This window comes from Streptomyces swartbergensis, assembly GCF_002148965.1.
Taxonomy (GTDB): Bacteria; Actinomycetota; Actinomycetes; order Streptomycetales; family Streptomycetaceae; genus Streptomyces; species Streptomyces swartbergensis.
In genome coordinates, this window is record NZ_NGFN01000030.1 from 1 (window position 1) to 12404 (window position 12404).

General features: G+C 72.2%; 12 protein-coding genes. 5 read left to right on the top strand and 7 right to left on the bottom strand.

Features of this window, described 5'->3' with window-relative positions:
- The first annotated feature begins 153 nt into the window (after nucleotides 1–153).
- Nucleotides 154–1173 (top strand): oxidoreductase, encoded by a 1020-nt coding sequence (locus CA983_RS07675; protein WP_086600113.1) that lies wholly within the window; start codon nucleotides 154–156, stop codon nucleotides 1171–1173.
- 46 nt (nucleotides 1174–1219) lie between these two features.
- Entirely contained in the window at nucleotides 1220–2860 is a 1641-nt protein-coding gene (locus CA983_RS07680) for an ABC-F family ATP-binding cassette domain-containing protein (RefSeq protein ID WP_086600114.1), read from the top strand.
- Here the strand turns inward: CA983_RS07680 and CA983_RS07685 are convergent.
- The 4 genes from CA983_RS07685 to CA983_RS07695 form a co-directional block, all read right to left on the bottom strand.
- Nucleotides 2857–3414, bottom strand: coding sequence for a putative glycolipid-binding domain-containing protein (locus CA983_RS07685; protein WP_086600115.1), 558 nt, complete (start codon nucleotides 3412–3414; stop codon nucleotides 2857–2859). The two genes, CA983_RS07680 and CA983_RS07685, sit on opposite strands and share 4 nt — an antisense overlap.
- 145 nt (nucleotides 3415–3559) lie before the next feature.
- A complete protein-coding gene (locus CA983_RS07690) occupies nucleotides 3560–5950 on the bottom strand; it encodes a Tex family protein (protein ID WP_086600116.1) in 2391 nt (796 codons plus the stop codon).
- A 112-nt stretch (nucleotides 5951–6062) separates the two neighbouring features.
- On the bottom strand, nucleotides 6063–6194 hold the full coding sequence (locus tag CA983_RS48880) for an LPFR motif small protein (protein ID WP_252100478.1): 132 nt from the start codon (nucleotides 6192–6194) through the stop codon (nucleotides 6063–6065).
- 141 nt (nucleotides 6195–6335) lie between these two features.
- Complete coding sequence (locus tag CA983_RS07695; RefSeq protein ID WP_167407340.1) at nucleotides 6336–7205, bottom strand: SCO6745 family protein; 870 nt, start codon at nucleotides 7203–7205, stop codon at nucleotides 6336–6338.
- Between the two features lie 114 nt (nucleotides 7206–7319).
- Between CA983_RS07695 and CA983_RS07700 the strand changes: the two genes are divergently transcribed.
- Both CA983_RS07700 and CA983_RS07705 read left to right on the top strand, forming a co-directional pair.
- Nucleotides 7320–8279, top strand: coding sequence for a GlxA family transcriptional regulator (locus CA983_RS07700; RefSeq protein WP_086600118.1), 960 nt, complete (start codon nucleotides 7320–7322; stop codon nucleotides 8277–8279).
- Nucleotides 8280–8306: 27 nt separating this feature from the next.
- A complete protein-coding gene (locus CA983_RS07705) occupies nucleotides 8307–8942 on the top strand; it encodes a DJ-1/PfpI family protein (protein WP_086600119.1) in 636 nt (211 codons plus the stop codon).
- On the opposite strand, the gene CA983_RS07710 is transcribed toward CA983_RS07705, so the two are convergent.
- The gene (locus tag CA983_RS07710) at nucleotides 8929–9684 is read right to left on the bottom strand and encodes an enoyl-CoA hydratase/isomerase family protein (protein ID WP_086600120.1); all 756 of its coding nucleotides are present in this window, start codon (nucleotides 9682–9684) and stop codon (nucleotides 8929–8931) included. The genes CA983_RS07705 and CA983_RS07710 overlap by 14 nt on opposite strands.
- 218 nt (nucleotides 9685–9902) lie before the next feature.
- On the opposite strand from CA983_RS07710, the gene CA983_RS07715 reads away from it, so the two are divergent.
- A complete protein-coding gene (locus tag CA983_RS07715) occupies nucleotides 9903–10409 on the top strand; it encodes an ATP-binding protein (protein WP_086600147.1) in 507 nt (168 codons plus the stop codon).
- 21 nt (nucleotides 10410–10430) lie between these two features.
- Here the strand turns inward: CA983_RS07715 and idi are convergent, their stop codons facing one another.
- Both idi and CA983_RS07725 read right to left on the bottom strand, forming a co-directional pair.
- Nucleotides 10431–11024, bottom strand: coding sequence for an isopentenyl-diphosphate Delta-isomerase (gene idi, locus CA983_RS07720; RefSeq protein ID WP_086600121.1), 594 nt, complete (start codon nucleotides 11022–11024; stop codon nucleotides 10431–10433).
- 300 nt (nucleotides 11025–11324) lie between these two features.
- Complete coding sequence (locus CA983_RS07725; RefSeq protein ID WP_086600122.1) at nucleotides 11325–12263, bottom strand: cation diffusion facilitator family transporter; 939 nt, start codon at nucleotides 12261–12263, stop codon at nucleotides 11325–11327.
- Nucleotides 12264–12404 lie beyond the last annotated feature (141 nt).

Consider the following 12404-nt stretch of genomic DNA (forward strand, 5'->3'; position numbering starts at 1 on the left):
CCCCCGCTCGGCGAGAACCACCGCGGTCGTCAGCCCGACCACCCCGCCACCGACCACCACGATCTCGTCACCGCGCTCACCAGCCATGCCCGGACCGTAGCGGAATGTGTCATGCCGTGCTCACATCACGCGCTGTGTGGGGATACTCACGATATGTGTGCCGAGTACACGACCTTCGGACTGGCACCCGCGATGCGGGCCGGCGGAGTCCTCACAGACGGTGGTTACCAGGTCCACCGGGACTTCGTGGACTTCATCGTCGACGGACGCCCGCTGCTGTTCCAGCTGTCCGACCTCGACGCGGTCTCCCCCCTCGCCTCCGACGTACCACCCTCGATCTTCACCGCGCAGGTCCGCAGCCTGCTCCTGGAGAGCCCGGCACCGCTGCCCGGCGGCCGGTACGTCGTCTACGGCTGCCCCGAGTGCGAGGACCTGGCCTGCGGCGCCGTCACCGCGGTCATCCGCCGGGACGGCGAGGACTTCATCTGGCGGGACTTCGCCTGGCAGACCGACGACCACGCCGACCTGGAGCTCAACGGCTACCACGGCATCGGCCCGTTCCGCTTCCGCGGCGCCGAGTACCGCGCGGCGCTGAGCGCCCTGCTGAACGGCTCGGCCCCGGACACCCGCCGCGTCCTGCTGATCGGTGCCCGCGTCGCCGTCCTGGCCAAGCTCGCCGCGGCGTTGCGCACCATAGGCGTCGGCGCCGACATCGCGCACGACGCCGACCACGTGCCCGCCGACGAACTGCGCGACTACGGCGCCGTAGCCTTCGGCCGCGGGACGGACGAGCGGGAACGTGCCGCCGTCCGTCGCGCCTTCGACCGCGCCAAGGTCCAGGTCCCCTACGTCGACGGCCTCGCCCCGATCGTCCCCCTCCTCGTCGCCCAGATCGAACACGCCCTGGACCGCAGCCCGCTGGAACAGCGCCGCCTCACCGGCCTGACCGCCACCGGCGGCGAGGCCGACGTCGAGGTCACCTCCGCCTGCCGGGTCACCCTCACCGCGTACCGCCTCGACCGGCTCTCCCGCACCCACACCCACGAGATCTTCGACGGCGTCCTGGAGCCGGGCCGCCACCGCATCGCCCTCGGCACCAAGGCGGTCAAGGGGCAGTCCTTCCTGGTGGCACGCACCGCCACCAACGTCCTGGTGACGGCCGTGACCCCCTGAAACCCGTCCGCGGACCGCCCGGCACGGCCGTTAGGATCGCGGTCTGATGACTGCCACCCTCGTCGCCAAGAACCTCGCCGCCGGCCACGGCGACCGCTCCCTGTTCACCGGACTCGACCTCGTCGTCGCGCCCGGCGACGTGATCGGCCTGGTCGGAGCCAACGGTGCCGGCAAGTCCACCCTGCTCAGGATGCTCGCCGGACTCACCGCCCCCGAGCAGGGCGAGCTGCGCCTGTCCCCGCCGACCGCGACCGTCGGCCATCTGCCGCAGGAGCCGGACCGCCGCCCCGGCGAGACCGTACGGGCGTTCCTGGCCCGCCGCACCGGCGTCGCCGAGGCCCAGCGCACCATGGAGGAGGCGACCCAGGCCCTGGTCGACGGGGCGCCCGGCGCCGACGACGCCTACGCCACGAGCCTGGAGCGCTGGCTCGGACTCGGCGGCGCCGACCTCGACGAACGTGCCGAGGAGGTCGCCGACTCCCTGGGCCTCGCGGTCGATCTGGACCAGCCGATGACGTCGCTGTCCGGCGGCCAGGCCGCCCGCGCCGGCCTCGCCTCCCTGCTCCTGTCCCGCTACGACGTCTTCCTCCTCGACGAGCCGACCAACGACCTCGACCTGGACGGCCTGGAGCGCCTCGAACGCTTCGTGAGCGGACTGCGCGCCGGCACGGTGGTCGTCAGCCACGACCGCGAGTTCCTCACCCGCACCGTCACCAAGGTCCTCGAACTCGACCTCGCCCAGCGGCAGATCAACCTCTACGGCGGTGGCTACGAGGCCTACCTGGAGGAGCGGGAGGTCGCCCGCAGGCACGCCCGCGACGAGTTCGAGGAGTACGCCGACAAGAAGTCGGCCCTCCAGGACCGGGCCCAGACGCAGCGCTCCTGGATGGACAAGGGCGTGAAGAACGCGCGCCGCAAGGCGGGCAACGACAACGACAAGATCGGCCGCAAGTTCCGCAGCGAGGCCAGCGAGAAACAGGCCGCGAAGGCCCGGCAGACCCAGCGCATGATCGAACGGCTGGACGTCGTCGAGGAGCCCCGCAAGGAGTGGGAGCTGCGCATGGAGATCGCGTCGGCCCCGCGGTCGGGCGCCGTCGTGGCGACCCTGCGGGACGCCGAGGTGCGCCGCGGCGGCTTCGCGCTCGGCCCGGTGTCCCTCCAGATCGACTGGGCGGACCGGGTGGCGGTGACGGGCGCGAACGGCGCCGGCAAGTCCACCCTGCTCGCCGCCCTGCTCGGCCGTGTCCCGCTCGACGCCGGGCACGCGTCCCTCGGCTCGGGCGTCCTGCTCGGCGAGGTCGACCAGGCCCGCAAGCTGTTCCACGGCCAGGAGCCCCTGATGGACGCCTTCCGCGCGGCCGTCCCAGACACCGAACCGGCCGAGGTCCGCACCCTCCTGGCCAAGTTCGGCCTCAAGTCGGACCACGTCCTGCGCCCCGCGGCGACCCTCTCCCCGGGCGAGCGCACCAGAGCGGCCCTGGCACTGCTCCAGGGCCGCGGCGTCAACCTCCTGGTCCTCGACGAGCCGACCAACCACCTCGACCTGCCCGCCATCGAGCAATTGGAGTCGGCCCTCGACTCCTACGAGGGCACCCTCCTGCTGGTCACCCACGACCGCCGCATGCTCGACGCCGTACACGTCACACGCCGTATCGAGGTGGCGGACGGCAAGGTGACCGAACGCTAACGGACCGTCAGCCGGGTGGCCAGGGAGGGGTACTCCACGACGTACCCCTCCTCGTCGAACTCCAGGTCGCTGCGGAAGTCGCCGGACGCGTACCGGACCCGCCCGTGTCCGAGATGCGTGTAGGTCTGCCGGGACGGCCGCACCGTCAGGTCCGGCACCGACACCCAGGCCATCAGGAGCTCCCGTTCACCGGGCGCTTGGAGCAGCCCGTGCCGGAGCACCGGCATGGTGTTGGTGAGCGGGCACAGCCCCAGGTCGCAGTCGAGCGCGCCGTCGACGTCCGGGAGCCACTCGCCGTCGGCGGTCCAGGCGCCCCCGCCGTCGTGCCGCAGATCGAGCGTGCGGCTGCCGACGGCGGACTCGACCGTCACCCGCAGTCGGCGGGTGACGAACCCGTCGGCCGTGTCGAGGTCGTACGTGACCCAGTAGGGCTCCGGATCGGTCCCGACGGCCCGCCCGCGCGCCCGCAGCACGCCGTTCCCGAGCCGGACCCAGGCGGTCTCGAACCCCTGACTCGCGAAGACTTTCCAGGTGATGACACGTGAAGCAGACATATAGCCCACTCTAGATCTGGAAGGGGCGAAGCTCCCCTTCCAGCCAGGGGCGCGCGCGGGAGCTGCGGTCCATATGCGGCTACCACCGCCTGGGCGCGACCAGCCACAACGGACCCGCAGCTCCCCACAACCCCCGGCGGAGCCGTCAGCGGCGGCCGTCCTTCGGGTCGGCCAGACCGGCGCGGCGCAACGCGTCGGCCATCGCGCCGTTGGCGGGCGGGGGCGCCTGACGGGAACCACCGCCGCCGCGGACGCCACCGCCGCCACGACCGCCCTGCCGCTGCTGCGGCGGACGCCCGCCGCGCTGCCGGCGCTCGCCGGAGCCGCCGCCCTGCCCCTGCGGAGCCGCCTCGTCGTCGAGGCGCAGCGTCAGCGAGATCCGCTTGCGCGGGATGTCGACGTCGAGGACCTTCACCTTGACGATGTCCCCGGGCTTCACCACGTCCCGCGGGTCCTTGACGAACGTCTTCGACATCGCGGAGACGTGCACCAGACCGTCCTGGTGGACACCGACGTCCACGAACGCGCCGAACGCGGCGACGTTCGTCACGACGCCCTCCAGGATCATCCCGGACGACAGGTCGGAGATCTTCTCCACGCCCTCCTTGAAGGCGGCCGTCTTGAAGGCCGGACGCGGGTCGCGGCCGGGCTTCTCCAGCTCCTTGAGGATGTCGGTGACCGTCGGCAGACCGAACGTCTCGTCCACGAAGTCCTGCGGCTTCAGCGAGCGCAGCACCCCCGTGTTGCCGATGAGACCCGCGACGTCCTGCCCGGCGGTCTTCACCATGCGCCGGACGACCGGGTACGCCTCCGGGTGCACGCTGGACGCGTCCAGCGGGTCGTCACCGCCGCGGATCCGCAGGAAGCCCGCGCACTGCTCGTACGCCTTCGGGCCCAGCCGCGCTACCTTCTTCAGCTCACCACGGGACTTGAACGGGCCGTTGGCGTCCCGGTGCGCCACGATGTTCTCGGCGAGCCCTGAGGTGATGCCGGAGACCCGGGCGAGCAGCGGGGCCGACGCCGTGTTGACGTCCACGCCCACGCCGTTCACACAGTCCTCCACCACCGCGTCCAGCGAGCGCGACAGCTTCACCTCGGACAGGTCGTGCTGGTACTGGCCGACACCGATCGACTTCGGGTCGATCTTCACCAGCTCGGCCAGCGGGTCCTGGAGCCGCCGGGCGATCGACACGGCGCCGCGCAGCGACACGTCCATGTCGGGCAGCTCCTGCGAAGCGAAGGCGGACGCCGAGTACACGGAGGCGCCGGCCTCGGAGACCATCACCTTCGTGAGGTTCAACTCCGGGTGCTTGGCGATCAGTTCCCCGGCGAGCTTGTCGGTCTCGCGGGACGCCGTGCCGTTGCCGATGGCGATCAGCTCGACCGCGTGCTCCTTCGCCAGCCGGGCCAGCTTGGCGATGGCCTCGTCCCAGCGGTTGGCCGGGACGTGGGGGTGGATGACGTCCGTGGCGACGACCTTGCCGGTCGCGTCGACGACGGCGACCTTCACACCCGTACGGAAACCGGGGTCGAGGCCCAGCGTCGCACGCGTGCCCGCCGGGGCGGCGAGCAGCAGATCGCGCAGGTTGGCCGCGAAGACCCGCACCGCCTCGTCCTCGGCGGCCGTGCGCAGCCGCAGCCGCAGGTCGATGCCGAGGTGCACCAGGATGCGGGTGCGCCAGGCCCAACGCACCGTGTCCAGCAACCACTTGTCGCCGGGGCGGCCCCGGTCGGCGATCCCGAACCGGTGCGCGACCGTCCCCTCGTACGACGACGGGCCGTCCGTCGGCTCCTCGGGCTCCAGGACGAGGTCGAGGACCTCCTCCTTCTCGCCGCGCAGCATCGCGAGGATGCGGTGCGAGGGCAGCTCGGTGAACGGCTCGGCGAAGTCGAAGTAGTCGGCGAACTTCGCGCCCGCCTCCTCCTTGCCCTCCCGCACCTTGGCGGCCAGCCGCCCGCGCACCCACATGCGCTCGCGCAGCTCGCCGATCAGGTCGGCGTCCTCCGAGAACCGCTCGGTGAGGATCGCCCGGGCGCCGTCGAGGGCCGCCTGCGGATCGGCCACGCCCTTGTCGGCGTCGACGAACGCGGCGGCCGCGGCGAGGGGCTCGACGGTCGGATCGCCGAGCAGCCCCTCCGCCAGCGGCTCGAGACCGGCCTCACGGGCGATCTGCGCCTTGGTGCGTCGCTTGGGCTTGTACGGGAGGTAGATGTCCTCCAGGCGCGCCTTGGTCTCCGCGGCCCGGATCCGCGCTGCCAGTTCCTCGGTGAGCTTGCCCTGCTCGCGCACCGACTCCAGGATCGCCGTCCGCCGCTCCTCCAGCTCCCGCAGATAGCGCAGCCGCTCCTCGACGGTGCGCAGCTGCGCATCGTCGAGCATCTCGGTCGCTTCCTTGCGGTAGCGGGCGATGAAGGGCACCGTAGAACCGCTGTCGAGCAGCTCCACGGCAGCCCTGACCTGCCGCTCCCGTACGCCGAGCTCCTCGGCGATCCTGCCTTCGATGGACCCTGCTTTGAGGGACCCGGGTGTCGTCACGATCCCGTACCGCCTATCCACTGAGGTTGCGCGGCAATTGTGGCAGGTGGCACCGACACTCGGGGGTCAGGCCGGCATCCGGCAGGTCGGGGCGGCCTTTGTCAGACCCTGGTCAGGCCCTGCGGCTGCGGGTGGAGGACGAAGCGCCGCCGAAGAGCCGGGCCAGGGCCCGGAAGGGCAGCGTCACGACGGTGGCGATGGCACCGCCGATCTGGCGCAGCACGTCTGCAATGGCACGGAACACGTAATTCCCCTTTCTCCTTCCCGACCGCAGCGGCCGGGAGAGACCGGGTACCTCACCAAGGCCTCACCATGCGTCACGGCCGAACACATGTCCCCGGCCTGGTGCACGGCCGAGGGGCTCGACCGCTTCCCCGGGCCCCGGTCAGCGCTTGCCGAGCAGATCCGCCGGATAGGCCCCGGCCGTGAGCGCCGCCTGCGCGAACGCCGCCCCCAGCTCGGTCAGCCGCGCCACCCCGTCCGCGCCCAGGTGCTCGTACGGCGCCCGGTCCAGGCGGTCCGTCTCCTGCTCGATCTCCTCACGCAGGGCGACACCGCGCTCGGTGAGTTCGCCGGTCGCGTCCAGCAGCCCGCGCTCACGCAGCCGGTCGGTCGCAGCATCCCAGTCCTCCTGGTTCCAGCCCCGGGTGCTGAAGACCCACTTCGGCGCCATGCCCTTGCCCGTCGCCGTGTGGGTCACCATGGCCTCCAGCCCGTCCAGCCCCGCGGACATCAGCACGGCCAGATGCCCGTCGCCCCGGTGCTCGCGCAGCAGGGTCGCCGCATGCCAGTACGCGAGGTGCGGCTCCTCGGGGACCGGCAGGTCGGCATGGGCGGCGTACAGCGGTCGCGCCGCGCGCGAGCAGGCCTCGGCGGCGCGCAGCGCGAGCCGCGCTGCCTCGGCCATCTCCGCCGACGCCAGGGCCTCTTCGCCCAGCAGGCGGCGCAGCGTCGCGTCGACGGCACGCGCGCGTGCCGCCAGCACCTGGCCGGGCGTCGCGGCTTCCCACACGGCAGGCACGTGCCGGGCCACGAGCTCGTACTTGTAGTTGTAGAAGGTCGCCGTCACCGCCCCGGCCCCGACCGGCCCGAGGGCGGCGGCCCGCACGGCGAAGTTCACGGCGTGGGGATGGGTGACCCCGGCGGCACCGAGTTCCCGTCCCAGATCCGGCGAGAAGTAGTGCGTCGCGTGCAGGGTGTTGAGCACGTTCTGGCAGCGTCGGCCGGCGAGCGGCGAGAGGGCGGCAGTCGTCATGCCGCGCAGGTTACCAACCGCTTGGTATGCCCTCTATGGTCGCGCCCCTCATGGCAGGAAAGGTGGGGAACTCGTCGTTGCGGCCGCACGTCGGGCCCGCGAAGAATCGGCGGCATGGCCCAGCGCACCGTTCTCGCCGTCCTCTTCGAGGGCGTGCAGAGCCTCGACGTCACCGGCCCCGTGGAGGTCTTCGCGGGCGCGGAGCTGCTCTCTCCGGGCGCGTACCGGATCCGCACGGCGTCCCTGGACGGCGCGCCGGTGCGGACCACCAGCGGCCTGACCCTCGTACCCGACGAGTCCCTGACCACGGCGTCCGACCCGGACATCCTCCTCGTCCCCGGCGGCACGGGCTCCCTGCGCCCCGACCCGCGCCTGGTCGACTGGGTGCGCGAGCACGGGCCGCGCGCCGCCCGGCTGGTCTCCGTCTGCACCGGCGCGGCCGTGCTCGCCGCAGCCGGCCTGCTGGACGGCCGCCGGGCCACGACCCACTGGGCGTACTGCGACCGGCTCGCCCGTGACCACCCGGACGTCGAGATCGACCCCGACCCCGTCTACGTACGCGACGGCCACATCGCCACGTCGGCCGGTGTCACCGCCGGCATCGACCTCGCCCTCGCCCTGGTGGAAGAGGATCTGGGGCGGGACGCCGCCCTCACCATCGCCCGCCACCTGGTCGTGTTCCTTCGCCGGCCCGGCAACCAGGCCCAGTTCAGCGCCCAGCTCGCGGCCCAGACCGCACACCGCGAACCCCTCCGGGAGGTCCAGCGCTTCATCGCCGAACGCCCCGACGCCGACCTCTCCGTCGAGGCCCTCGCCGCCCGCGCCCGTCTGTCGCCCCGCCACTTCGCCCGCGCCTTCCGGTCCGAGACCGGCATGACACCGGGCCGGTACGTGGACCGGGTCCGCCTCGAACACGCCCGCCGCCTGCTGGAGGACACCACCGACGGCATCGAGGAGATCTCCCGCACCAGCGGCTACGGCACCCCCGAGGCCATGCGCCGGGCCTTCGTCAAGGCCCTGGGCACACCCCCGGCCGAGTACCGCCGCCGCTTCCGCCCCGCGACGACCCCCTGAACCCCGCCGAACCGACGAAAGGGACCCATGCAGATCGCCATCGTCCTCTACGACCGCTTCACCGCCCTCGACGCCATAGGCCCCTACGAGACCCTCGGCCGGCTCCCGGACGCGGAGACCGTCTTCGTCGCCGAGGAGACCGGCCCCGTACGGAACGACTCCGGGAACCTCGCCTTCCTCGCCGACCGCACCCTGGACGACGTACCGAACCCCGACATCATCGTGGTCCCCGGCGGCCCGGGCCCGCTCCCGTCAGCCGCGGACGGACCCCTGCTCACCTGGCTGCGTACCGCCGACGCCACCAGCACCTGGACGACGTCCGTGTGCACCGGCTCCCTGCTGCTCGCCGCCGCCGGACTCCTCCGGGGCCGCCGCGCGACCTCCCACTGGCTCGCCCTGGAGGAGCTGAAGCGCCACGGCGCCGAGCCCACGGGGGAGCGGGTCGTCACCGACGGCAAGTACGTCACCGCCGCCGGCGTCTCCTCCGGCATCGACATGGGACTGACCCTGCTCGGCCGCATCGCGGGCGAGGACCACGCGCAGATCGTCCAGCTCGCCACGGAGTACGACCCGCAGCCTCCCTACGACGCCGGATCACCCGGGAAGGCCCCCGCGCACATCGTCGAACTGCTCCGGTCGCACTCCGGCGTCATCCTGACGTAGGCACACTCCAGCCGAACCGCGGCTGCCTGCGCTCCAGGAACGCGGCGACGCCCTCCGCGGTGTCGCCGCTCTCGCGTGCCCGCGCGGCCCAGTGGGCGTCGCGGTCCGTGCGCCCGTTCGCGAACTCCTTGGCCGCGGCCTGCGTCAGCTGCGAACGGGACGCCAGGACCCGGGTGAACTCGGCGACCCGCTTGCCCAGTTCCCCCTCGGGCAGCACCTCGTCGGCCAGCCCGGTGCGCAGCGCCCGTTCCGCGTCGATCAGTTCGCCGGAGAACAGCAGGTACTTGGCGGTGGCCGGCCCGACCAGGGAGACCAGCCGCCTGGTCGAGGACGCCGGATAGACGATGCCGAGCTTCGCGGGCGTCACGCCGAACAGCGCCCCCTCCTCGGCGAACCGCAGATCACAGGCCGCCGCCAGCTGCGCCCCGCCGCCCACACAGTGCCCGCGCACCGCCGCCAGCGTCGGCTTCGGGAACGCGGCGAGCGCCTCCTCCGCCTCCACGGCCAGCCGCTGCGCCTCCTCCGGCGAGCCCCGCAGCGTCGAGATGTCGGCCCCGGCGCAGAACGTCCCGCCCTCGCCGGTGAGCACCAGCGCCCGCACGGCCGGATCGCCCGCGAGCCCCTGAAGCAGCGGCGGCAGGGAGCGCCACATGGCGGCCGTCATGGCGTTGCGCTTCTCGGGATGGCGGATGACGACCGTCGCGACCGAGTCGGTCACGCTGTACAGCAGCTGCGGCTCCATGCGCCGGATGCTATCCGGATGTCAAACCCGTACAACCCGAATAGTTCGCCGAGACGGCACAACAGGGACAGGACCAGTCCCACAACTGACTGTGTCATACGCCAACGGTCAGAAGTGCTCGATACTTGCTGACTTCTGGTCAGCTCTGGGGTAAGGAGCGCATCGTTACCAACACTCGGAGTGTGGCGACAATCGAGCGTGAGGGTGGCGACCGGACGATGGACGACGACGGGCGTGGGTTCGGTCCACGCCCAGAGGGCGGCGCGGCGCCCCTCGGCCCGGGGCCCGAGGATCCGCTGCCGTACGAAGGGGTCTGGCGGTTCACCGCACCAGCGGTCGACGCCTCGGTGCCGCAGGCGCGGCACGCCGTCCGGGACCTGCTGCTGCGTCAGGGGGCGCCCGTCTCGGACGACCTGGCCCAGGGGCTGCTGCTGATCGTCTCGGAGCTGGTGACGAACGCCGTGAAGCACGCGGCGGTGCTCTCGCCGACCATCGCCGTCGAGCTGGCCGTCGGCGCCGAGTGGCTGCGCGTGTCCGTGGAGGACAGCCACCCGTACCGGCCGACCGCACTGGAGACCGACCACGGCCGGACCGGCGGTCGCGGACTGCTGCTGGTGCGCGAGATCACCCAGGAGGCCGGCGGGGTGTGCGAGGTCGACCACACCGCGAGCGGCGGCAAGGTGATCTGGGTCACCCTGCCGCTCAAGCCCGCGCGTTTCCCGTAGCCCCTGCCCTCAGGGCCGCCGTCACCAGCCGGCCGACGCGCCGGTCAGTTCCCTGATCGCCGGCCGGGCCGCGTCCAGGACGGTCATGAACCAGGACGAGAAGGGGTCCTTGGCGTGCCGCTCCGCCAGCTCCGGCGGAGTCACGAACGCGGTCGATGCCACCTCCTGCGGATCCGGCCGCACCACGGCCTGCACCATCCCGACGAAGAGGTGGTTGTACTCCTGCTCCACCAGGCCGGACTCCGGGTCCGGGTGGTTGTAGCGGACCGTGCCCGCCTCGGCCAGCAGGGACGGGGAGGCGCCGAGCTCCTCGAAGGTCCGCCGGGCCGCCGCCGCGAAGGGTGCCTCACCGGGGTAGGGGTGGCCGCAGCAGGTGTTCGACCACACGCCGGGGGAGTGGTACTTGCCCAGCGCCCGCTGCTGGAGCAGCAGCCGGCCGTACTCGTCGAAGAGGAACACCGAGAACGCGCGGTGCAGCTGCCCGGGCGGCTGGTGGGCGGCGAGCTTCTCCGCGGTGCCGATCGTCACGCCGTCCTCGTCGACCAGTTCCAGCAAAATCGCGTCTGCGGTGCCGTTCGACGGGCTGTGCGTCGCGGTGGCAGGTGTGATCGGCATACCCATCCTTCACATCGGTCTTCGCGCCCCAAGTCTGCCGTACGAATCCGGCACTCCCGGCACGTCACGCCCGCGCCCGCATGTCCCGCGCGGAGGCGCGGAACGCGGACGGCGCCGCTCGGCCCCGGAAGAGGCACCCAGTAGGTGATCGTGCCCGGCACGGTGGGCCGAAAATCGTCCCCGCCGGTGTGGTGAGAGCCAGGACGCGGGGCGCGCGCCGGAGGGCTGCGCACCCCGGCGCACTCCCAGCACAAGGCGCCCACCAGCGCCATCAGCCCCAGAGGTCTCGGCAGCGGCGCGTCAGTGACAGAGGTGCGCCTCGTGCGCCCGGTGCCCGCCCGGCTCCAACTGGAACGTGCAGTGCTCCACGTCGAAGTGGCCGCCGAGACAGTCCTGGAGCTCGTGGAGCATCTTCTCGTGGCCTGTCGCGCTCAGCACGTCCGAGCTGACGACCACGTGCGCCGACAGCACCGGCATGCCGGAGGTGATCGTCCAGGCGTGCAGGTCGTGGACGTCCTCCACCCCGTCGGTCGCCAGGATGTGGGCGCGCACCTCCGCCATGTCAACGCCCTTGGGCGCCGCCTCCAGCAGGACGTTCAAGGTCTCGCGCAGCAGCTTCACCGTGCGCGGCACGATCATCAGCGCGATGACGAGGGAGGCGATCGGGTCGGCGGCCTGCCAGCCGGTGAGCATGATCACCAGGGACGAGACGATCACCGTGACCGAGCCCAGAGCGTCCGCCGCCACCTCCAGGAACGCGCCGCGCACGTTCAGGCTCTCCTTCTGGCCACGCATCAGCAGCGCCAGCGACACCATGTTCGCGACCAGGCCGATGGCACCGAACACGACGGCGAGGTGGCCCTCGGTGTCCGCCGGGGTGACGAAGCGCTGGACCGACTCGTACACGACGTACCCGCCGACCCCGAGCAGCAGCAGACAGTTGGCCAGAGCGGCGAGTATCTCGGCGCGGGCGTACCCGAAGGTGGCCTGGTCGCTGGGCGGGAGGTTCGCGAAGCGGATCGCCAGCAGCGCCATGCCCAGGCCCAGCGCGTCCGTCGCCATGTGCGCCGAGTCCGCGACGAGCGCGAGCGAGTCGGCGAGCACCCCCCCGACGATCTGGACGACCACGATGCCGAGCGTGATCGCCAGCGCGACCCGCAGCCTGCCGCGGTACGCCGAGGTCGCCGTACCGCCGGCCGGCGCGCCGTGCGCATGCCCGTGATCGTGCCCAGCCCCCATGAAAGGTCATCCTCCCGCGTTTGCCTGATCGTGCTCGGGCAGCCCAGTGAACTACGGGGAGGGGGTATGCGCAACGCGGCACTGAACACCGTTGTCATGTGCCCTGACCTGCGGAAACGATGTGCAGGTCAGGGCATGTCA